This is a genomic window from Nakamurella leprariae, from assembly GCF_016918035.1.
GTDB classification, from domain to species: Bacteria; Actinomycetota; Actinomycetes; order Mycobacteriales; family Nakamurellaceae; genus Nakamurella; species Nakamurella leprariae.
The window spans coordinates 188,455-209,163 of record NZ_JAERWK010000003.1 but is presented as its reverse complement, the minus strand read 5'-3'; the positions used below and the strand labels follow the sequence as shown (position 1 = coordinate 209,163).

The following is a 20,709-nucleotide window of genomic DNA, read 5'->3' as shown; positions in this document are numbered from 1 at the left end:
CATGCGATTCCTCCCGGGACGGCGGCGCGCGCGGGCGCGCAGATCGCGGGGGAGTCTACGGAGACGGCCGCCGTTCCGACAGCGTTCGGCCGATGTTGACGTCAACCCCTGTGAGTACCACGGTCACCGGTCCTCCCGACCCGCCGGTCGGTGTGCCGTGCCGCACACCCGAGATGACCGACACATCACTGACCTTCGACGACACACCGGTCACCGCCCGCCACTCACGTCGACGAAGGTGCCGGTGACGTAGGAGGCATCCGGCGACAGCAGCCAGGCGACGGCCGCCGCCACCTCCTCGGGCTCCCCGGCCCGACCCATCGGCACCGCGGGGCCGAGCCGGTCGGCCCGGCCGGGCTCGCCGCCGAGGGCGTGGATCTCGGTGCGGATGATGGCGGGCCGGACCGCGTTGACCCGGATGCCGTCGGCGGCCACCTCCCTGGCCAGCCCGACGGTCATCGCGTCCACCGCGGCCTTGGACGCCGCGTAGTCGATGTACTCACCGGGCGCGCCGAGCACGGCCGCCCGGGAGGACACGGTGACGATGGCACCGCCGGGTCCACCGGACCGGGTGGACATGGCCCGGACCGCCTGCCGGGCGCACAGCAGTGCGCCGAACGTGTTGACCGCCAGGGTGCGGGCGATCCGGTCGGCGTCGAAGTCCTCCAGCCGCGACTGCCGTCCGAGGATCCCGGCGTTGTTGACGAGTCCGGTGACCGGCCCGAGCTCGGCGGCCGTCGCGAACAGGGCGATGATGTCGGCCTCGACGGCGACGTCCGCGGCGACGACCGCGGTGCGCGCACCCAGCTCCCGGCAGTCGGCGGCCACCTGCTCGGCCCGGTCCCGGTTCCTGACCCAGGACAGGGCGACGTCCCAGCCGTCCCGGGCCAGCCGCAGGCAGGTGGCCGCGCCGATGCCCCGGCCGCCACCGGTCACCACGCACACCCCGCGACCGGGCACCCCGTGACCGGGTTGGGCGGACTGGGAGGCGGCGGGGATGTCGGTCATCGTGGCTCCTGTCGCGTCGTCGCGGGTCACGCTGCAGTGGATCACCCGGGCCGCGTCACCCGTCAGCTGCTATCGTCGGCCCCGGTCACGAGATCCAGCGTCAAGCCCTGGCTTGCTGGACGGCAACCCTCCGGTGCGGGCGGGGTGCTCCAGGTGACGACCCGGCGGAGGCAGCCTCTCCGCAAGCCGTGGACGCCGATGATCCGGCGGAGTGCATCGGAGGTCGACCGTGGGTCGTCCGGGTTCCTGCCCTGATCAGGCGGCCGTGCTCGTCTCGCGCCGGCACATCGATCTCGCGCTCACCTGCAGCGCGCTCTGTCGCTGAGCGATCCCACCTCGCCCGACCGCCCGACCGCCCGACCGCCCGACCGCTCGCACGGCCGGCCGATCCGCCGTCCCCGATCCCGCTCTGGAGCGTCCATGACCAGCACACCGACCGTCCCGACCGACCCCGGCGCCGACCGATCAGCGTTCGCTGCTGAGTGGCGAGCCTGGCACCGCGACCACGAGACCCGGCTGGCCGACCCGCACGGGTTCCTGGCCGTCACCTCCCTGCACTGGCTGACCGACGAGCCGCAGCGGTTCCCGGATGCGCCCGGGACCTGGACCACCGGCCCGGACGGCCCGGTCGTGGTGCTGGACGAGGGCGAGGCCATCACCGTCGACGGGGCCCGGGTCACCGGCGAGCACCGGTTCGGGGTGATCGTCGAGCGCGGCGGCGTGCTGGCCGGCTGGCGGGACAGCGTGCTCGAGGTGGCCAAGCGCGGTGGACACGACATCCTGCGACCGCGGCATCCCGACCACCCCCTGCGGACGGCCTTCACCGGCACTCCGGCCTACGCCCCGGATCCGCGCTGGGCGGTGCCGGCCCGGTACGTGCCGTTCGACGCACCCCGGCCGACCACCGTCGGCGCGGCGGTGGAGGGCCTGGAGCACGTGTACGACGCCCCGGGACGGGTCGAGTTCGAGTTCGAGGGCGAGCCGCTGGCGCTCACCGCGTTCCCCGGCTCCCGGCCGGGCTCGCTGATGATCCTGTTCACCGACGCCACTTCGGGCGTCACCACCTACGCCGCCAACCGGGTGCTCTCGCTGGACCCGCCGGCCGCGGACGGGAGTGTCCGGCTCGACTTCAACCGGGCGACCAACCTGCCCTGCGCCTACACCGACCTGGCCACCTGCCCGCTGCCGCCGACCGAGAACCGGCTGGCCATCGCGGTCGAGGCCGGCGAGCAGCTGCCGCGCGAGCGCAGCGGTGCTCGATGAACGGACCGGCATGACGCAGCCGGATGCCGAACATCCCCGACCGGTCGACCCGGCCTTCTCGCGAGCGCTGCAGCGCCGCACCCAGCGCAAGCAGGCGGCGTTCACCCCGCTGCACTCGCCGTTCGTCGGTGCCGATGCCGCGGCCGCGCAGCTGGTGCGGGACGGCGCGGCCGCGGCCGACGCCGACGTGGTGGCGCTCAGCCGGCGCATCCACGCGCATCCCGAAGAGGCCTGGCAGGAGCACGGTTCGGTGGCCGCGATCGCGGATCTGCTGGGGCGACACGGTGTCCGGCCGACCGTCGGCTGGTCCGACGTGGCCACCGCCTTCCGGGCCGGCCTGACCGCGCACGGAGTCGACGACGGGGCGTCGGACCCGGACCGTGCCGTGCCGGCGGGACCGACCATCGCCGTGCTGGCCGAGTACGACGCCCTGCCCGGGGTGGGGCACGCCTGTGGGCACAACATCATCGCCGCGTCCGTGGTGGGGGCGTTCCTGGCCCTGGTCGCGACGGTGCGGGGTGGTGCCCGGTTCCCCGGTCGGGTGCTGCTGCTGGGCACCCCGGCCGAGGAGGGCAACTCCGGCAAGGAGGTGCTGGCGCGCACCGGCTTCTTCGCCGGCGTGGACGCCGCGATCATGGTGCACCCGTTCGGCTACGACGTGGTCGACCAGCCGTTCCTGGGCCGCCGGCAGCTCCGGGTGACGTACCACGGCGTGGCCGCGCACGCTTCGGCCAGCCCGTTCCTGGGTCGCAATGCGCTGGACGCGGTGGTGCTGAACTACCAGGCGGTGGGGCTGCTGCGGCAGTACCTGCCGCCCAGCGACCGGGTGCACGGCGTGGTGGTGGACGGCGGGACCCGGCCGAGCGTGGTCACCGAGCGGGCCACGGTCGAGTACTACGTCCGCTCGGCCGATCCCGAGACGCTGCGCGACCTGTCCGACCGGCTGGCCGATCTCGCCCGCGGGGTGGCGCTGGCCACCGGGACCCGCGCCGAGCTGTCCTGGGATCCGTTGCCGTTCACCCTGCCGGTCCGGACCAACGGCCCGCTGGCCGCCCGCTGGGCGCAGCACCAGGCCGACCGGGGCCGGACCGCGACGGCCGGCGGGGTGGTGCCCGAGATCCTGGCCGCCTCCACCGATTTCGGGAACATCAGCCAGCGCATCCCGGGCATCCACCCGATGATCGCGGTGGGCCCGCCCGACGTCGCCCTGCACACCCGGGAGTTCACCGGGTTCGCGGGCGGACCGGCGGGGGATGCCGCCGCCCGCGACGCCGCGGTGGGCCTGGCCCTGACCGCGCTGGACTGGCTGAGCGACCCCGCGCTGCGTGAGGCGGTCCAACGGGACTTCGACGAGGCCGGCGGAGTGATCGACGTGGAGGGGTACTTCGGATGAGCAGCGTGATCGGGACCGGGATCGAGCAGCGGGCGGCCGGCGAGCTGCCCCGGGCGGACCGTCCCGCGGTCTACGCCATCCACGAGAACCCCGACTGGTTCGGTCCGTTCGCCGCGGCGTTCGCGCGCGAGGGCGTGCCGGTGGTGGAGTGGCTGCTGGTGGGCGGCAGCCTCGACCTGACCGAGCCGCCGCCGGACGGCGTCTTCTGGTCCCGGTTCTCGGCGTCCAGCCACACCCGCGGTCACCTGGGGTCCAAGGACCAGACCCGGTCGGTGCTGTCCTGGCTGGAGGCCGCCGGGCGGCGGACGGTGAACGGCCGGGCCGTGCTGGAGTTCGAGGTGAGCAAGGTGGCGCAGTTGTCCGCGCTGCGCGCGGCCGGGATCGACACCCCCGTCACCACCGCGGTCTTCGGCACTGACGCCCTGGTGCCGGCCGCCCGGCGGTTCGCCGCCGCCCGACCGGGCCAGCCGTTCCTGATCAAGCACAACCAGGGCGGCAAGGGGCTCGGGGTGCAGCGTTTCGACTCGGTCGCCGAGCTGGAGGTACACGTGGCGTCGGCGGCGTTCGAGGAGCCGGTGGACGGCGTGACCCTGCTACAGGAGTACGTACCGTCGGCCGACGGCAGCATCACCCGGCTCGAGTTCGTCGCCGGTGAGCTGGTCTACGCGATTCGCGCCGACACCGTGATCGGCGGCTTCCAGCTGTGCCCGGCCGACGCGTGTGCGATCGGCCCGGACGGCGCGCCGATCGCCCCGCCCGGGGCGCTGCGGGCGCCGGCGCCAGGGGAGCAGGTGTTCAGCCTGCGCGAGGACGTCACCGGCTTGCCGGTCGAGGCGATCCGCCGGTTCCTGGCCGGCGCCGGCATCGAGATCGCCGGAGTGGAACTGATCCGGACCGCCGACGGCCGCGTCGTCGTGTACGACGTCAACACGAACACCAACTACAACCCGGTGGTCGAGGCGGTGGCCCCGGCCTCCGGCCCAGGGGCCATCGCCCGGTACCTGGGTCAGCTGCTGGCCGCGGTCACACCGAAGCCCGGGCGGGCGTGAGGACGAATCCCTCGTACCCGTCCTGCGCGACCTGCTCGCATCGGCTGGTGTAGCGGTCGAACCCGCCGATGTAGATCATGAACTGCCGGGGCTTGCCCGGGATGTTCGCGCCGACGTACCAGGAGTCGGCGTACTGGTAGAGCGTGTGCTCGGCCATCTCGTCCATCTCGGCGCCCCAGCCCTGCTCGGCCTCGGGTGTGGTGTCGATGCGGCTGATCCCGCGTTCCCGGAGCTCCCGGATCAGCCGGGTGACCCACTCGACCTGCCATTCCCCGCTGCTGATCATCTGGGACAGCACGCCGGGACTCCCGGGGCCGTGGATCATGAACAGGTTGGGGAACCCGGCCACCATCAGGCCCAGGTAGTTGGTGGCGCGGTGCTGCCACTTCTCGCGCAGGGTGATCCCGTCCACCCCGGTCACGTCCAGCCGTAGGAACGAGCCGGTCACCCCGTCGAAGCCGGTGGCCAGCACGACCACGTCCAGGTCGTGGTCGCGATCGGCGGTGCGGATGCCGTGCTCGGTGAACGCCACGATCGGGGTCTCGCGCAGGTCCACCAGTTCGACGTTCGGGCGGTTGAACGTCTCGTAGTAGCCGGTGTCCATGCAGATCCGCTTCGATCCCACGGGATAGGTCCGGGGGCTCAGTCGCTCGGCCACCACCGGGTCGGTCACGGTCTCGCGGATCTTCTGCCGGATGAACTCCGCCACCACCTCGTTGGCCTCGAGTGAGGTCATGGTGTCGGTGAAGGTGGTCAGGAACAGCAGCCCGTTGCGCATCGACCAGGCCTGTTCGAGGATCTCCCGTTGCTGCTCGGGGGTGTGGTCGAACACGCTGCCGTGGTTGACCTCCGACGTCCGGTAGGACGCCGCCGTGTTGGTGCGCATCTCGGCGCGCCGCTGCCGGTAGTTGGTCTTCCAGTCCTGCTCGTGGGCCTCGTCCAACGGACGGTTGAACGCGGGCAGGGTGTAGGCCGGCGTCCGCTGGAACACGGTGAGATGGTCGGCCGCCGCGGCGATGACCGGGATCGACTGGATGCCGGTGGATCCGGTGCCGATGACCCCGACGCGCTTGCCGGTGAAGTCGACGCCGTCGCGCGGCCACGCCGACGTGTGGTGCCACTCGCCCTGGTACCGCTCGAAGCCGGGGAAGTCAGGGACGTTGCGGGCGTTCAGCGCACCGGTCGCGGCGATCACGGAGCGGGCGGTGACCGGGGCGCCGCCGGCGACGGAGACGTGCCAACGGTCGGTCGCCTCGTCGAACCGCAGACCGTCCACCCGGGTGGAGAACCGGATCCGCTCCCGCAACCCGAACCGGTCGGCCACGTGGTTGGCGTAGGCCTCGAGATCGGCCTGTGGAGAGAAGTACTCGGGCCAGCGCCACTCCTGCTGCAGGTCGTCGTCGAACGAGTAGGAGTACTGCATGCTCTCGATGTCGACCCGGGCGCCGGGATAGCGGTTCCAGTACCAGGTCCCGCCCACGCCATCACCCGCCTCGAAGCAGACGACGTCCAGGTCCCGCAGGGTGTGCAGCGCGTACATCCCGGTGAAGCCGGCACCGATGACCACGACATCGTGATCGACCGGCTGCGCAGAACTCGCAGTGCTCGCCATGGCGACTCCTGTCTCCGTTGACAGTGATCACGCGAGTCTCCCGGGCGAGGTGACGGCAGTCACCCGCCAGCTGGCCGCGGGTGATCGCTGCATCGAGCCAGGTGGCGAGCGTCCGTGCTGGGTCGCGGTGCGCGAGGCGCAAGCAGGCTCGTGACGGGGAACAGGGTCCAGGACCGATGACCCCGCTGCACGGACGGAGCCCCGCCATGGCTGACACGCTCGTCGCCGACCTCATCGTCGAGCGGCTGGAACGCTGGGGCGTGGACCGGGTCTTCGGGTACAGCGGCGACGGGGTCAATGCACTCATGGGGGCGCTGCGCCGGGCCGCCGACCGGATCGAGTTCGTGCAGGCCCGCCACGAGGAGAACGCCGCGTTCATGGCCGTCGGGCACGCCAAGTACACCGGCCGGGTCGGCGTGGTGACCTCCACCCAGGGACCGGGCGCGGTCCACCTGCTGAACGGGCTCTACGACGCCAAGCTCGACGGCGTGCCGGTGGTCGCGATCGTCGGGCAGCAGAACACCAGTGTGCTGGGCTCGGCGTACATGCAGGAGATCGATCTGCTGGGTCTGGTCAAGGACGTCGCCGCGCAGTTCGCCCAGCAGGTCAGCACGGCCGAGCAGCTGCCGATGGTGCTGGACCGGGCTTTCCGCGCCGCGCTGGCCACTGGGTCACCGGCGGTGGTGATCGTGCCGCACGACGTGCAGCAGCAGCCGGCGCCGGAGCCGGCCCAGGAGCACGGCGTGGTGACCACCGCCCCCGAGTGGCGGCGGTCGCAGGTGCTCCCGTTCGACGCCGACCTGCAGGCCGCGGCGGACGTGCTGGACGCGGGGGAGCGGGTGGCGCTGCTGGTGGGTCAGGGTGCTCGGCACGCCCGGGATGAGGTGATCGCGGTGGCCGAGCGGCTCGGGGCAGGCATCGCCACCAGCCTGCTCGGCAAGCCGTTCGTGGACGAGTCGCTGCCGTTCGTGGTCGGCACCATGGGTCATCTCGGCACCACGGCCAGCGCCCACCTGCTGGGGCACTGCGACACCCTGCTCATCGTCGGATCGAACGATCCGTGGACCGAGTTCTACCCGCCGCCCGGTGCCGCCCGCGCCGTGCAGATCGACCTGGACGGTCGGAACGTCGGCAACCGGTACCCGATCGAAGTGGGTCTGGTCGGGGACGCCGCGGCGACGCTGGCCGCCCTGCTGCCGCGGTTGCGGGAACGCACCGACCGGGGCTGGCGCGACGATGTGGAGCGGCACGTCCGCGACTGGCATGCGCTCGTCGAGATCCGCGCCCTGACCCCCGCCGATCCCGTGAACCCGGAGCGGGTGGTGTGGGAACTGAACCGCCGGCTGCCCGCCGACGCGCAGGTGGCGGTCGACGTCGGCAGTTGCGTCTACTGGTACGCCCGGCAGTTGCAGCTGCCGGCCGGGGTGCCGGCCCACCTCTCCGGAACGCTGGCCAGCATGGGCTGTTCGGTGCCGTACGGCATCGCGGCCAAGCTGCACCGCCCGGACCGGCCACTGGTCGCGCTGACCGGGGACGGCGCGATGCAGATGACCGGGCTGGCGGAACTGGTGACGGTGGCGCGGATGTGGCCGCGCTGGTCGGACCCTCGGTTCGTGGTGTGCGTGCTGCACAACGGCGACCTGGCCGAGGTGTCGTGGGAGCAGCGGGAGATGGAGGGCGACCCGCGGTTCGCCGACAGCCAGGACCTGCCGGCCTTCCCGTACGCGGCGTACGCAGACCTGCTGGGGCTGCGCGGGATCCGGGTCGACGATCCCGAGCGGCTCGGCGCCGCCTGGGACGCGGCACTCACCGCGGACCGGCCCGTCGTCCTGGAGGTGCTCACCGACCCGGCCGTGCCGCTGCTGCCCCCGTTCCCGGCGGGGGCGGCGAAGCTGGAGCAGATGCGGACCGGACTGCAGCAGGAGGGCGCGGCCGGGCGGCATGCGGCGGAGCTGCTGGAGACCTACGCCGCGCAGGAGGGTGCCGGGCGGTGAGGGACCCGCGGGCGGCGCGGTCGAGCACCCGCCGCCGCCCGCGGACCGGCGGTCAGTCCTCGATCGAGGAGTACACGACCGCCCGGAAGTCCTGCTCCGGCAGGTCGAAGCCGATCATGTACTGCGTCATCAGCACGCCGACGACCTCCTCGACCGGGTCGACCCAGTAGTAGGTCTTGGCCGCCCCGGCCCAGCCGAACTCGCCCGGGGAGCCGGCCTGCCCACTCTGACCGATGTCCATCGCGACGCGGGAACCCAGCCCGAACCCGTAGCCCAGCGTCGGTGCGCCGCCCGTGGCGTAGGGCAGCAGCGCCGGCGCGAGGTGGTTGGTGTGCATCAGTTCGAGGGTCTTGCGGCCGATGATCCGCGTGCCGTCCGGCGCCGTGCCGGTGAGCAGCATGTTCGCGAAGCGGAGATAGTCCGTCGCCGTGCCGAACAGGCCGATGCCGCCGCGCTGGAACACGTCCGCCGCGTCGCTCGGGTACGTGGGATCCACGTCGCGGCGGCCGATGTCGCCGGCGGCGAAGGCGGCCGCCAGGGTGCCGAACGACATGTTCTCGGCGAACAGGTCCGGCAACCCGTACATGGCCGAGATGCGGTGACGCTCGGATTCCGGGACGCCGAAGGCGGTGTCCGTCATGCCCAGCGGTCCGAAGAGGCGCTCCTGCAGGAAGTCGCCGAGCGACTGGCCCGAGATCACCTCGACGAGGCGGGCCGTGACGTCCGTGCCGAGGCTGTAGGCCCACCTGGTCCCGGGCGCGAAGGCCAGCGGGATGGTCGCGAGCTCGTCGACGAGCTTCTCCAGGGTGCGCGTCGGGTCGTGCATGAGCTGCTTGGCGCGGTACTGCTCCGCGACCGGGAAATCGTCCAGGAAGTCGTAGGTGAGGCCGCTGGTGTGGCTCATGACGTCCCGGACCTGCATCGGGCGCAACGGCGACTGCTCCTCCAGCGTGCCGCCCGGCCCGGCGATCTTCGTGGCCGCGAAGGCCGGGATCCACTTGGCGACCGGGTCGGTGAGCTGGAACCGGCCCTCCTCGAAGAGCGTCATCAGCGCGGTGCAGATGATCGGCTTGGTCATCGAGTAGAAGCGGTAGATGGTGTCCTCCGCGACGGGGACGCCGGCTTCCCGGTCCTGGTAGCCGACCCGGGTGGCGTGGACGAGCTGGCCGCGGCGGGCGACGAGGGCGGTGAAGCCCGGATAGCCGCGTTCGTCGACGTACTTCTGCAGCGCGGGCGCGATCCGCTCGAGCCGGTCGGCGCTCATCCCGACCTGATCGGGTGACGTCAGCCGCGTTTCGACCTGAGTCATGCACGAACTCCTTCGTTCGAGAGGGCGACAGCCTACGAGCCGAGCGCGTCGGGGGCGCGTCGGGGTCTCGCCGGGCGTCCGTGGATGGCCTGACCAGGTGTCGACGCCGCCGCGGAAGGACCTGCCGATCAGCACCATCACCCACACCGCCACGGTGACCCGGAGGGGTGGGTGGTGGGTGGTGTCGATCCCCGCGCTCGACGTCGTGACCCTGACGGCCCGGGCCGCGGACATCGAGGGGGCGGCTCGCGAGGCCGTCGCTGCGCATCTGGAGGTCCCGCTCGCCACCGTCAGGGTGCAGGTGATCGGCGGCGTCGATCCGGGCAACGAGCCGGCGGACTGAGTCCCGCGGTGATCGCGAGTCGTGGAGCGCAGTGTCCGAGGGGGGACTTGAACGCATCGGCCGCCATGGTCGATGCGCGTCGATTCGGGTCGAAACTGCACGTCGGCGCCGGTGAGCGGGGGCCGCCGCAGCCTCCCGACGTCGCTTCCGGTCGATTGTGGTCGCCCGCGCCGGTATCACGCGCGGTATCGCGGCCAACGAAGGAGGCCGGCCCGGGTTGCCCCCCGGACCGGCCAGCAGGTCCCCACTCCCATGGCTGAAAGACAGGACCCACTCCCATGTTCGCACGCACCGTCCCTGCCCTGCCCGTTCAGCGCCCGGCGCTGCCCACCTGCCCCCAGGGCGTCCCGTGGTGCACCAGCCACACGATCACCCGCGACGTCGTGGGTGACGTGCTCACCCACGAGCACAGCTCCAGCACTCTGTGCCTCCTGACTGCGAGCGACAGCCACGAGATGGTGTCGGTGCAGGCGCTCCAGTACGAAGGCATGGAGAGCTATGCACTGCTGGAGATGAAGGTCGATGGCCGGTTCGTGGCCGAGCTGCAGGCCAGCGAGGCCCGGGCCGTCGCGGCCAGCCTGCTGCACCTGGCCGACGTGCTCGACCAGGACGCCACTGAGGGCGTCGAGGTGTCCCGGTGACCGCCCGGGTCGGTCGAGTGCTGTGCCCGACGCGGCGGCGGGCGATGACCCTGCGGCCGGCCGCGGTGACCGGCGCGCACGCCGTGACGATGGGCCTGACCCCGCGCGAGCGGGAGGTGCTGCAGCTGATGTCCGACGGGCTCAGCAACCGGGAGATCGGCCGTGCCCTGTTCCTGGCCGAGGACACCGTCAAGACGCACACGCGGCGGCTGTACGCCAAGCTCAGCGCCTCGGACCGGGCACACGCGGTGGCCATCGGGTTCCGCAAGGGCGTGCTGCGGTAGGCCCCCCGGAGAGCAGTCGGCTCCCGCAAGGCACACCGTGCTGCGCGGGAGCCGACTGTCCACGTACGTTCCGTCCATGACATCTGACGATCTGATGGGGCGCACCAACTGGTCAGTGCAGTCGTGGCCGGACGAGTGGCCGACGACGAAGAACGGACAGGCTCTGTGCGCAGCGGTGGGGGTGTTCCCCGACCAGCCGGCCGTGGTGGTCTACCTGAACGAGGCCAGCCGCGAGTGTGACCTCCGGCACCTGCCGGAAGCCGTCGACCGCTTCGTGCAGGACTACGTCGACCACGGCCCTGACGCCGGCTGGGACGCGCTGCCCGGCGGTGGCCATGTCACCGGGGTTGCTCCGGCGCCCGACGCCCATCCGACGCGAGGGCAGCGGATGAGCCCGGTGGAGCTGCAGGCGGAACTCCTGATCGCGCGTCGGTGATTCTCGGATCAGGCGTTCTTGGAGCCCTTGGTGACCAGGTTCATCACCACGGGCGCACCTTCCATGAAGGCCACCGCGACCCACTCACCCATCGCAGGACGACCGAGGTTCGCCACCTCCGTCTCGAACGTGGCGAACCAGTCGCAGTCCGCGAGGGAGTCGCTGGCGAACAGGCGGACCTGCAGCCGTCCGGGCACACCGGCTGAGGGCGGGGACCAGGCCTCGACCGTCGCCCACTGCAACGGGCCGGCGGACCCGCGCGGGCGCGTCCGTGCTCGCGCGCGGCGACCAGCCGCGACCCACGCGCTCACCGGTCACCGGTCCACCAGGGACGAGCCGGAGAGCTCGCCGTGATCCAGGCGGCGCGCTTGGACGGCTCGATCGTGGCCAGCTCGGCGGCCTGCTTGGTCGCGGTGTCCAGCCACTGCTTGCCGGTGGCGACGCCCGAGTAGTGAGCGCCGGCCACCGTGACCGACTGAACTTCGTTGCCCTGGCTGAAGTCGACGTGGTTCGCCGGGTCCAGGTCTGCGGGCTCTTCGTCGATGTGGGCCCAGGTGCGGACGGTCCACCCGGCCCGACGCATCGCGACGCCCTGACGCTGGACTGCCTGACGGTGAGCCTCGGCGCCCTCGAAGAGGGCCACCAGTGCATCGAGGGCGGCGTCGAACAGCTCGGGGACGGCGGCCTTGAGTGGTGCCAGCTCGGCGGTTGCGGCGGCCCGCGCATCCGCGAGCGTCTGCAAGGCCTGCTGGCGGTTCGCTTCCTGCTGGCGCTCGGTCTCGCCCTGCTCGGCGAGGGCGGCGACACGGTCGGCGGCCCCGACGGCGGCGAGTGCCAGCGCCATCTCCTGGGCGTCGACCGGGTCACCCGCTCGGGCCTTGGCCTCCAGTGCCTCCAGGGCTGCACGGGGATCGGTGGCTGTGGTCATCTGTTGTTCCTCCGTTCCTGGCGGGCGATGCGCGCCGCGCCGATGGGGTCGTTCGGGTCTGGTGCGCCGGCTCGCCGTGCGCGCTGGGCGGCCCGGATCTCGTCGACGCTCCGCTCGGCCGGCTGGTCGGACGGTGGGGTGGTGGGCTGGTCGCTCACTGATCGCTCCTGGGTGGTTGGAAGCCCATGGACGCCATGGTCTTGACGTAGCCGTAGAGGGCCGGGTGCTCACGGTGATAGGCCCAGGCGGCGCGGCCGGCGGCGAGGACGGTGGGGATCGAGACCCCGTCGCGGCGCGTCGCCTCGACCGTCCGCGCTCCGAGGCTGACGCTGTGGTGCACCGCGTCGGGCACGAAGACCTGGCAGAGCAGCAGCCCGACGGTCCAGGACTCGGTGTCGGTCAGCTCGACGAGGTAGTCCCGTGCCCGGTCGGTCCGGTCGGGCACCTGGAGGGTGAGCTGATCGAACAGCTCGGGTGTGGTCTCACGCGTCAGTGGTGGGAACCTCGGCATCGGTGGTGGGCACCTCCTCCGCTGTGGCTTCGGTGGGCTGGTCGGGTTCGGCCGGCTGGATGCGGAGGGTGGGCGTCCAGGTCCAGGCCGACAGGGCGACCTCGTGGTTGCACCCGCTGGCCTGCCACAGCACGGCGGTGGCCTGGGCGCGAGCCAGGTCGTGAGCCGAGATGCCGTCGGCGACCATCTGCAGGTAGGTCTCGGTGCCGAGGCAGACCTGGCGGGCCACCTCCTCGCGTCCGGTCAGTTGCTCGAGCAGCGCGTAGTGCTCGTCGGCCACCTTGGTGCCGAACATCTGTGATGCGCGCACGGCGCCGAGGGCGGCGATCAGGTCCAGGTGCTCGGCGGACGCCGGCTGGACGGTGTACTCCCGGATCTCGCCGTCGGCGCCCCGGATGGGCAGCACCAGGGGGTCGACCTCGGGCAGGACGGTCAGGGTGGTCACGGTTGGTCTCCTCGGTGGTGGTGGTGGTTGGTGGGTCACGACATCCCCGGTCCGTCCCAGCCCTCGGAGAAGTCGACGGCCGCGCGGTCGATCTCGATGTTGGCGATCCGGGTGATGCGCTGATCCAGTGGTGCGCTGTCGTAGCGCACGGTGACGGTCATGTGGCGGGGGCTGCTGGCCGCCGGCATCAGGACAGCCGGGGCACTGCTGGCGGTGCGGTCGCCGACGGCGTAGCCGGCGACCCGATTGAGGTAGGCGGCGGCGCCGGCCAGCCCGCCGGAGTCCAGGGCGGCACGGAAGGCGTAGACCTGGGCCTGGCCGCCGAAGGCGTCGACGTTGCCGACGGTGAGCATGTGCTCACCGGGCGCCGACGGAGTGAGCACCGAGTCGATGCCCCTGGGACCAGGCCCGTAGATGGCACCGCCCCCGGCTCGTGGTGGGCCGAGGTTGGCAGCGAGGTTGTTGACCGCGGCGGCCGCGCTGGCCGCTCCGGTCACCACGGCGTTGAACCGGACGGTCCGGGGCTGGCCAAGGGCGTCGAGTTCCTGCTTGGCCACGTACGTGTCGGCCTCGGCGCGGATCGTGGTCTCCACGTTGGCCGGGATCAGGTCGTACTCGTCGGCCAGGGCGACGGCGGCGTCGCGTGCCATGCCGCTGGCGACCTGGGCCTCGATGAACTGCGACCGGAGTTCGGCCATGCGCTGGGCGCCGGCCTGCGCGGCGGCGTTGAGGTCACCGTTCGCGCCGGCCGCCCGAGCAGCAGCAGCGGCCTGCTGAGCGGCGGCGCCGGTGACGCTGTTCAACGTGTCGGCCTGCCGGTCCCCGGCGTCGGCGGCCTTGGCGATGGCCTCGGTCTCGGCCCGCTTGGCCGCGGTGTACTCCTCGCCGGTGGTGATGCCCTGCTCGGTCAGCCGGTTGACCGCCTCCGTGGCCGCCTGCTGGGCCGCGTCGGCGTCGACCTTGTCCCGGGCCGCCGCGGCGGCATCCCGGATGGCGGCAGCAGCCGCGCGCTGCGCCACCTCGGCATCCACGTTCCGGCCGGACATGGTGGCCAGCGACAGCTGGAGCAGCTGGGCGGCGGTGTCCAGCTCGCTGGCGGCGGTCTTGCTGTCCTCCAGGGCCTGCTGCATCGGGCTCAGCGACTCGGTGACACCCTCGGCTGCGGTGGCGGTGTCCTCCAGGGCCGGCGGGGCGATCACGCCCAGCTGGCGGTATCCCTCCGCCACGTCCTTGGCGTGCCCGCTGGCGACCAGCAGCTCAGCGTTCGCGGTGTCCTGGGTGGTGGCGACCCGGCCGTTCGCGGCGGCGACCGCATCGGCGTTCGTGGCCGCGACGGCCTGCTCCTGGTTGTACTTCCGCTGCGCGTCGGCGCCGCGCTCGGCCTCGCCGCGGACGTTGGCCAGCGCGGCGGCCTGCCGCATCAGCCCGGTGCCGTCGAGTGAGTCGCCCAGGCTCGACCAGGCATCGGAGCGGGCCAGTTCCTCGAACGCTCCGAGGTCACCGGTGAGGGCGCGCATGGTGAGGCCCCAGTCGGCGCCGGCCGCGATCAGCGCCTTGAACGCCTCGGAGTTGCGGACGGAGGCCTGCTGCTGCTCCTCCGCGGCCTTGGTCCACGCTCCGCCGGAGTCCACCAGGGAGGTAGTGAGCTGGTCGGCCGACTGCCGGGCGACGTCCATCCGGGCCGACATCTTGGCCACGTCCGAGGTGATCGCCGAGATGATCAGCCCGACCCCGACCAGGCCGGCGCCACCGGCGACGGTCTTGAGCAGCCCACCCCACCGAGCCGAGGCGGTTGCGGCCGCCGCGCCCATCGTGCCGAGCGACTGCCCGGACGACGTGGCCAGCGCCTGCTGGAGGCGCATCTCGTCGCGGAACCCGCGGATGTTGTCCTTGAGTCCGGAGAAGACCGGGGACAGGGCCTTGAGACCGAGGAACGCGCCGATCACGAGGGGGACCTCGATCCGGGATGTCGCCGAGCAGGCCGAGCACCGGGCCGAGCGCGTCGACCAGACCACCGAGGATCGAGATCCCGCCCTGCAAGGCAGGTGTCAGATCCTCGGCCACCCCGGCGCCGAAGGACTTCACCTTGCCGAGCAGGGTGTCCAGGCTGGACTGCAGCCCACCGGACACGGTCTCGTCGAACTCCTTGGCCGAGCCGTTGATCGGACCGAACGCGGCCTCGAACTCGGCCGCCGCCGACCGGGGATCCAGCGACGAAAGCGCCGCCTGGGCATCCTCGGCTAGGGAGCCGAACAGCTGCACCGCGATGCCGTTCTTCTCCACCGACGGCGGCAGCGCGGTGAACGCGTCGAGCAGCTGGCCCGTGGCCGTCTTGGCCTGCTCCCCGCCGGCCGCCATCGCCCGCTGCAGCGCACCGAAGTCCAGGCCCAGCTTGGAGATCGCGTCCCGGGAGTCACCGGACTGGACGCCGAGCAGCATCTCCTTGAGCGCATCGGCCACCTGGTCGGCGTCGCGGGCACCACCCTGGAGCCCCCGCTGCAGCAGACCGAGCGCGTCCTCACCCTCCAGGCCGAGCGTCCGGAAGATCGTCGAGTACTCGTTGAAGGTGTCCAGCAGGTCACCGGCGGCATTCACCGGGGACTGGAGCCCGGCGGTGACCAGGTCCAGCGCCTCCTGGGCGTCCTTGGCCATCCCGGTCTTCATCATCACGCCGACGGTCCGGGCGACCTCGCCGAGGTCTTCACCCATCGTGGTGGCGAGCGAGATCACCTGACCCGTAATGGATTTCAGGTCGTCCTCGCTGGCGTCGCGCATCCCGCCGATGTTGCGGACCACGGCGGCGATGCCCTCGTTGACGTCCTCCAGGCCGGAGCCGTACCCGGACGCGAGCAGCTCGCCGCCGAGCTTGCCGAACCTGGCCGCCTCGTCCTTGGTCAGGCCGAGCTGCGCGGTGAGCTTGCGGTTCGCGGCGTCGGTGTTGATCGCCGAGGCCACCGCGGCACCGAGGGCCAGGCCGATGCCGGCGCCGGCCGCCGTGGCCCACTTGCTCATGCCGCCTTCGAAGCGGGACATCTTGCCCTCGGCCTCGTCGAACGACTTGTCCATGCCGGACAGGTCGAAGTCGACGTACCCGACCAGGGTGCCGACATCAAGAGTTCCCGACACTGCTCACCTCCACTTCCGAGTCGTCTACATGCGCCGGATTCTACTCGAAAGATGCTGATTTGTAACGCATGTCGTTACGTTGGTCGCGGCCATCTGGTGCCGCGTCGACGGGGAGTGGCGGGCCGTCCACCAGGCGGATCAGGTCGCGGCCCGGGACCCAGTCGTTCCAGAACAGGCCGACCATGAGCGCGGACGCCAGGTCGCCGTGACCGTCCTCGGTGCGAGGGATGTCGTAGCTCGTCGAGCCCGACGGTCGGATGTTCTGCTGGAACCGCAGCAGCTCCGAGCGCAGCGCGTCGCCGAGTGGCAGGCCGGCAGCGATCTGCAGGCGGCCCTGCTCGAAGGCCAGCATCGTGGTCGAGACCATGTCCGCCTTGGACTGCTGGGTGATCGTGACCGGCGTCGGCGGGTACAGCGAGATCCGCGAGTGCTCGCGGTACTCCTGGTACAGCAGGTCGCCGACGCCACGGCCCACGCCGGTGGCGTCGTACAGCAGCGACGAGCGGCCCCGCAGTGCGGGGGAAGCCAGCACGGCCGAGACATCCTTGGCCACAACGGTGTACGGCGTGCCGAGCGGCCAGCGCTTGAGCGACCGGACCTGGAACACCCGCACTGCGTCGGCCAGCGCGCTGACCAGGTGGACCCGGTGCGCGTGACTGGTCATCCCGGGCGGCAGCTGGGCGACGTGCTCGATCACGCACAGCGCCGAGAAGTCGGCGGCCTGGCCGAGGTCCAGCCCGACGGTGAAGGCGCCGGGGACAGTGCGGTCGATCATGGAATCTCCAGGGGCAGAACGTCGGAAGTGAAAGCCCGGTCAACCATCTCGGTCGAGAACAGCTGCGAGGTGGTGTCGCCGAAGACGCATTCGTAGTCCGATGACCAGGCGAACGACCCGATGGACGCCCGCACTCGAGCCCGGCGGGCCTCTGGCCATCGCGCCGACTCGTAGACGGTGGTTCGGTGCCGCTCCCATGCGTCCGTCTGATCGAGCTCGGCCAGCTCGTAGAAGAAGCCCCGGCGACCCCACGGAGTGCTCATCATCATGAACTGCCCGCCGGTGGCCACCATCGGCACGACCGCAGCCAGCAGGTCGTCGGACGCTCGGGACGCCTCGTCCAGGATGAGCAGTCGGGCGGCCGAGAAGCTGCGGACGCCGGACTCCGAGCCAGGCAACGACACGATGCGAGAGCCGTTGGTCAGCTCCAACTCCGACTCGTTGTTCTTGACCGGGACGTCGTCGTTCCTGACCGGTCGACCCGCGTGGCCGGTCAGCGCCCGGTAGTAGGTCCGCACCTTGCGGAGCAGCTCATCCGACTGTCGCTGTCGCGGGGAGAAGATCAGGCACAGCGAGCCCGGCTCGTAGGTGGCGACGTGCAGCGCCTTGAGCGCCACCGTGCTGGACTTGCCCACCTGCCGGGCGGCCACGACGAGCACCTGCTCGGCCTGGGTCCGGAGCAGGTTCTCCTGCCACTCCTCGGCTACGAAGCCGAGACCGCGCGCGAACAGCACCGGGTCCAGCGCGGCGGCCAGCGTGCCCGCCACGGCGCTCACGGGATCAGTTCCGGCGGATGACCCTGCCCCTGGCCCACCCCGGCCAGGGCGGCAGCGACGGCCTGAGCGGCTTCGGGATAGGGGCGGAGAGCGGCCATCATCGCGGACTGCGCGGCCAGGAACTCCGGGCTGGTGGCGACGTTGAGCACCTGGACGGTGGGCCGCTCGTCCAGCTCACCGGTGATCTTGGCCAGCAGCTCCAGCGTGGACCGCATCTCCTTGGCGGCGCCCAGCACCGTGCGGTCGTCCTGGGCGGTCTCGGCCCGGTCCAGGACTCCGCGGATGCTGGCCAGCACGGTGCGGACCTCGTCGATGACCTTGCGGGCACCGGCGGTTTCCCGTTTCGTCAGCTGGGCCTTGAGCGCCGGGGACAGGTGGGCCTTGCGGTGGCGGGCGAGGCTGGCCCGGTCGATGCCGTACTGGTCGCCGAGCTGGCGGAGGGACGGCTGCCCGGAGGCGAGACCGGCGGCGAGAGCTTGGTCGATGGCCACGAGGTCGGGGTGGGTGCAGGTTGCGCAGGGCGGGGCCATGGGTCAGGCCTCCGTCCGGATGGGGGTGGGGCGGTGGTGCTGCTGCTTGCGGTGGCGGACGAGCGCGTTCCAGTTGAGGCCGTAGGCGTCGCCGAGCTGGCGTTCGGTGGGTGCGCCGGCCGTGAGGGCCTGGTCGATGGCGGGGCGCTGGCTGTGAACGCAGACGGGGCAGCGAGTCAGGGTCATGGGTCAGGTCTCCCTGGAGAGTTGGTGGAGCAGGGCAAGGACGGCGTCGGCGTGCTGGTCCTGGGCCAGGTGCCGGGCCGCCTTGCGGTAGCGGGCGACCTCGTGGCGGAGTCGGCGGATCTCCCGCTCGACGACGTCGGCGTCCCGGGTGTCGAACGCTCGGAGGTTGGCCAGTGCGTCGACCAGCAGGCGGCGGGGTGGTGGGCGGCGGAGCGCGCCGGTGTGGCGGGTCATGGTTGGCCAACCGAGCCGGCGCGAGCGGTGGCGGAGGACAATCGGTCCCACGCCTCAGCAGCGCATCGCTGCACGTCAGCGGCGGGATCGGTCAGCTCACCGGCCGTCGTGATACCGGAGCTGATACCAACGAGCGCCGACGCGCCTGCGGATTCCGGGAGATGGCGCGGAAGGACAGCCGGGCCGCCGCAGCGGCATGAGCACCGGCTGTCAGGTCGGCTGTGCAGGCATCCGGAGGTGCAGGAGCCGAGGAGCCGGACCATCCCCGGACTGAGCACTTCATGCCCGAGCACGCGTCGCCCCCCTCTTTCAGAGGGGGTGGCGATCGTGACTGCTCCGCGCGTGACTGCCGTGACTGCAGGCGTGAACTGCCTGACCTGCGGCAATGCGCCGTCCGTGACTGCGCCGTGAGTGTCGTGACCGGTCACGGCCGACAGGGGTGCGTGACTGGATTCCGTGACTGCTCGGCGGGTGCTCACGCGGCCTTGTCCGGAATCACGTAGACCGACTCGGGAGTGCCGCCGGAGGTGTGAGACGGGTCGGGCACCTTGACCGCGGCGCCGGCCCGGACGAGGGCGTCGAGCTTGCGGCGGGCCTTCTCGATGGCGTTGCGGTCGGGGGTGCCGAACAGCGCCTCGGCGAGCGTCTTGGCCGTGACTCCTCGGGCGCCGGACGCCCGGAGCAGGGTGCGCGGGTCGGTGTCGCCGACGACGGTGGTGGAACCGTGGGCCGCGTCGTGCTGCAGGGTCAGGGGGCCGACGACCTCGGCGGGCTGCTTGAGGTGATGCATGGACACCACGGGGTCGCCGGCATCGCCGATCAGCATCAGCACCGAGCCGGCGCCGGCGGTGATCCATGCCGAGCCGTAGACGTCGGCCAGGGCGGTGGGCTTGGCGCCGTTCGGTCCGCGCTTGGTGGTGTGGTGCAGCTCGAGCACCTGCACTCCGGCGGCAAGGGCGACCTGTCGGGCGCGGTTGTACGCGGCGCCGACGATGTCCTCGGTCAGACCGACCGCAGCGTCCTTGAGGGAGTCGACGACGACGGTGTCAGCGCCGTGGATCTCGGCCAAGCGCAGGAGTGCACCGTCGTCCTGGGCGAGGTCGACGGGCGGCGGGCCCTTCCAGATCACAAGGCGGTCGGCGAGGACGCGCTCGTCGGTGTGGTGGAACTGGCGGCGCAGCGAGCGCACCACCTGCCCGGGTCGGTCCATCGCGAGGTACAGCACGCGGCTGCTGGTGGCTCGGATCGGGTACCCGAGAAGGTCGTCGGACAGTCCGAGTCGACCGCGGAGCAGCTGGCCGGCGAGAGTGGTCTTGCCAACGCCGGGGGTGCCGACCAGGAGCAGCGACTCTCCCTCGGCCCAAAGCACTTCGCCGCGGTGTCCCCACATGGCCGGTGGTTGCTCGGGTGTGGAGAAGATGATCGAGCCGGGGTGAGCACCGGCCCGCCAGGGGTCCGGTCGCCGGGCAGCGGGAGTGGGAACCGCTGCGACAGCCGCGGTCACGCGGTGAGCGCCGGGTCGAGCTCAGGGACCAGGCAGGCCGGCATGGACCAGATCCGGACGGCGGCCCGCAGCTCATCGCACGCGGCCTTGACCGCGCGGGCATCCGCGGTTCCGGTGACCTTGTAGCTCAGGCGGTCCGGGTGCTGAGCGAAGTCGGCGAACGCCTGCAGGAAGACGCCGGCCGGCAGCCGCGCGGCCTGTGGCAGTCGGATGCTGACGTCGGCCCGGGCCGGGGCGAAGGCGAGAGGGGAGAAGCGGCGGGCGATCTCGCCGGGGCAGTCCGGTGTCCGCCAGCTGAGGTCGGAAAGGTCGACCTCCAGCTGTCCACGGACCTCGCCCGCCTGGGGCAACTGCTTGGGCAC

Annotated in this window: 23 protein-coding genes, 1 pseudogene and 1 riboswitch; of the genes and pseudogenes, 8 read left to right on the top strand and 16 right to left on the bottom strand. The window is 71.9% G+C overall.

Translation table 11 applies throughout. The features are described 5' to 3' along the window. Nucleotides 1-210 precede the first annotated feature (210 nt). Nucleotides 211-1,008 (bottom strand): SDR family oxidoreductase, encoded by a 798-nt coding sequence (locus JL106_RS02295; RefSeq protein ID WP_205259063.1) that lies wholly within the window; start codon nucleotides 1,006-1,008, stop codon nucleotides 211-213. Nucleotides 1,009-1,091: 83 nt separating this feature from the next. Further along, nucleotides 1,092-1,202: riboswitch (SAM riboswitch) on the top strand. 226 nt (nucleotides 1,203-1,428) lie between these two features. On the opposite strand from JL106_RS02295, the gene JL106_RS02290 reads away from it, so the two are divergent. Genes JL106_RS02290 through JL106_RS02280 form a run of 3 tightly spaced genes read left to right on the top strand, consistent with a single transcriptional unit; the run spans nucleotide 1,429 to nucleotide 4,713 of the window. Continuing rightward, the gene (locus JL106_RS02290) at nucleotides 1,429-2,271 is read left to right on the top strand and encodes a DUF1684 domain-containing protein (RefSeq protein ID WP_205259062.1); all 843 of its coding nucleotides are present in this window, start codon (nucleotides 1,429-1,431) and stop codon (nucleotides 2,269-2,271) included. Between the two features lie 10 nt (nucleotides 2,272-2,281). After that, entirely contained in the window at nucleotides 2,282-3,664 is a 1,383-nt protein-coding gene (locus JL106_RS02285; protein ID WP_205259061.1) for a M20 family metallopeptidase, read from the top strand. Then, entirely contained in the window at nucleotides 3,661-4,713 is a 1,053-nt protein-coding gene (locus tag JL106_RS02280) for an ATP-grasp domain-containing protein (RefSeq protein WP_205259060.1), read from the top strand. Before JL106_RS02285 ends, JL106_RS02280 begins: the two co-directional genes overlap by 4 nt. Here the strand turns inward: JL106_RS02280 and JL106_RS02275 are convergent. Next, nucleotides 4,688-6,325, bottom strand: a complete 1,638-nt coding sequence (locus JL106_RS02275; RefSeq protein WP_205259059.1) for a flavin-containing monooxygenase — start codon at nucleotides 6,323-6,325, stop codon at nucleotides 4,688-4,690. The genes JL106_RS02280 and JL106_RS02275 overlap by 26 nt on opposite strands. Before the next feature lie 206 nt (nucleotides 6,326-6,531). Here JL106_RS02275 and JL106_RS02270 point away from each other — a divergent pair, with 206 nt between their 5' ends. Continuing rightward, nucleotides 6,532-8,319, top strand: a complete 1,788-nt coding sequence (locus JL106_RS02270) for a thiamine pyrophosphate-requiring protein (RefSeq protein ID WP_205259058.1) — start codon at nucleotides 6,532-6,534, stop codon at nucleotides 8,317-8,319. A 52-nt stretch (nucleotides 8,320-8,371) separates the two neighbouring features. On the opposite strand, the gene JL106_RS02265 is transcribed toward JL106_RS02270, so the two are convergent. Further along, nucleotides 8,372-9,628, bottom strand: a complete 1,257-nt coding sequence (locus tag JL106_RS02265; protein ID WP_205259057.1) for a serine hydrolase domain-containing protein — start codon at nucleotides 9,626-9,628, stop codon at nucleotides 8,372-8,374. A gap of 97 nt (nucleotides 9,629-9,725) precedes the next feature. On the opposite strand from JL106_RS02265, the gene JL106_RS02260 reads away from it, so the two are divergent. The 4 genes and pseudogenes from JL106_RS02260 (at nucleotide 9,726) to JL106_RS02245 (ending at nucleotide 11,332) form a co-directional block, all read left to right on the top strand. Further along, complete coding sequence (locus tag JL106_RS02260; protein ID WP_205259056.1) at nucleotides 9,726-9,971, top strand: hypothetical protein; 246 nt, start codon at nucleotides 9,726-9,728, stop codon at nucleotides 9,969-9,971. 278 nt (nucleotides 9,972-10,249) lie between these two features. Next, nucleotides 10,250-10,612 carry a DUF6907 domain-containing protein gene (locus JL106_RS02255; protein WP_205259055.1) on the top strand — a complete coding sequence of 121 codons (363 nt, stop codon included), beginning with the start codon at nucleotides 10,250-10,252 and terminating at the stop codon, nucleotides 10,610-10,612. A 95-nt stretch (nucleotides 10,613-10,707) separates the two neighbouring features. Further along, nucleotides 10,708-10,896, top strand: a pseudogene (locus JL106_RS02250) (response regulator transcription factor); the annotation flags it as partial. Between the two features lie 76 nt (nucleotides 10,897-10,972). Continuing rightward, entirely contained in the window at nucleotides 10,973-11,332 is a 360-nt protein-coding gene (locus tag JL106_RS02245) for a hypothetical protein (RefSeq protein ID WP_205259054.1), read from the top strand. A gap of 8 nt (nucleotides 11,333-11,340) precedes the next feature. Here JL106_RS02245 and JL106_RS02240 read toward each other — a convergent pair whose 3' ends face one another. The 13 genes from JL106_RS02240 to JL106_RS02180 all read right to left on the bottom strand — a co-directional run bounded on the left by JL106_RS02240 (nucleotide 11,341) and on the right by JL106_RS02180 (nucleotide 20,709). After that, nucleotides 11,341-11,529, bottom strand: coding sequence for a hypothetical protein (locus JL106_RS02240; RefSeq protein WP_205259053.1), 189 nt, complete (start codon nucleotides 11,527-11,529; stop codon nucleotides 11,341-11,343). Nucleotides 11,530-11,639: 110 nt separating this feature from the next. Continuing rightward, nucleotides 11,640-12,260, bottom strand: coding sequence for a hypothetical protein (locus JL106_RS02235; RefSeq protein ID WP_205259052.1), 621 nt, complete (start codon nucleotides 12,258-12,260; stop codon nucleotides 11,640-11,642). Continuing rightward, nucleotides 12,257-12,418: a hypothetical protein gene (locus JL106_RS02230; RefSeq protein WP_205259051.1), complete on the bottom strand. Its 162-nt coding sequence runs from the start codon at nucleotides 12,416-12,418 to the stop codon at nucleotides 12,257-12,259. The genes JL106_RS02235 and JL106_RS02230 overlap by 4 nt, the downstream gene beginning before the upstream one ends. Next, on the bottom strand, nucleotides 12,415-12,705 hold the full coding sequence (locus tag JL106_RS02225) for a hypothetical protein (protein WP_205259050.1): 291 nt from the start codon (nucleotides 12,703-12,705) through the stop codon (nucleotides 12,415-12,417). Before JL106_RS02225 ends, JL106_RS02230 begins: the two co-directional genes overlap by 4 nt. Nucleotides 12,706-12,742: 37 nt before the next feature. Next, nucleotides 12,743-13,216, bottom strand: a complete 474-nt coding sequence (locus JL106_RS02220; protein WP_205259049.1) for a DUF7426 family protein — start codon at nucleotides 13,214-13,216, stop codon at nucleotides 12,743-12,745. 1,497 nt (nucleotides 13,217-14,713) lie between these two features. Next, nucleotides 14,714-16,342 carry a phage tail tape measure protein gene (locus tag JL106_RS21875; RefSeq protein ID WP_205259048.1) on the bottom strand — a complete coding sequence of 543 codons (1,629 nt, stop codon included), beginning with the start codon at nucleotides 16,340-16,342 and terminating at the stop codon, nucleotides 14,714-14,716. Nucleotides 16,343-16,382: 40 nt separating this feature from the next. Further along, complete coding sequence (locus JL106_RS02210) at nucleotides 16,383-17,117, bottom strand: hypothetical protein (RefSeq protein ID WP_205259047.1); 735 nt, start codon at nucleotides 17,115-17,117, stop codon at nucleotides 16,383-16,385. Next, complete coding sequence (locus JL106_RS02205) at nucleotides 17,114-17,893, bottom strand: terminase large subunit domain-containing protein (RefSeq protein ID WP_205259046.1); 780 nt, start codon at nucleotides 17,891-17,893, stop codon at nucleotides 17,114-17,116. The genes JL106_RS02210 and JL106_RS02205 overlap by 4 nt, the downstream gene beginning before the upstream one ends. Next, nucleotides 17,890-18,423, bottom strand: coding sequence for a hypothetical protein (locus JL106_RS02200; protein ID WP_205259045.1), 534 nt, complete (start codon nucleotides 18,421-18,423; stop codon nucleotides 17,890-17,892). The genes JL106_RS02205 and JL106_RS02200 overlap by 4 nt, the downstream gene beginning before the upstream one ends. A gap of 3 nt (nucleotides 18,424-18,426) precedes the next feature. Then, nucleotides 18,427-18,609: a hypothetical protein gene (locus JL106_RS02195; RefSeq protein WP_205259044.1), complete on the bottom strand. Its 183-nt coding sequence runs from the start codon at nucleotides 18,607-18,609 to the stop codon at nucleotides 18,427-18,429. 3 nt (nucleotides 18,610-18,612) lie between these two features. Further along, complete coding sequence (locus JL106_RS02190; protein WP_205259043.1) at nucleotides 18,613-18,843, bottom strand: hypothetical protein; 231 nt, start codon at nucleotides 18,841-18,843, stop codon at nucleotides 18,613-18,615. 475 nt (nucleotides 18,844-19,318) lie between these two features. Then, on the bottom strand, nucleotides 19,319-20,347 hold the full coding sequence (locus tag JL106_RS02185; protein WP_328841041.1) for an AAA family ATPase: 1,029 nt from the start codon (nucleotides 20,345-20,347) through the stop codon (nucleotides 19,319-19,321). Beyond that, nucleotides 20,344-20,709 carry a hypothetical protein gene (locus tag JL106_RS02180; RefSeq protein ID WP_205259041.1) on the bottom strand — a complete coding sequence of 122 codons (366 nt, stop codon included), beginning with the start codon at nucleotides 20,707-20,709 and terminating at the stop codon, nucleotides 20,344-20,346. Before JL106_RS02180 ends, JL106_RS02185 begins: the two co-directional genes overlap by 4 nt.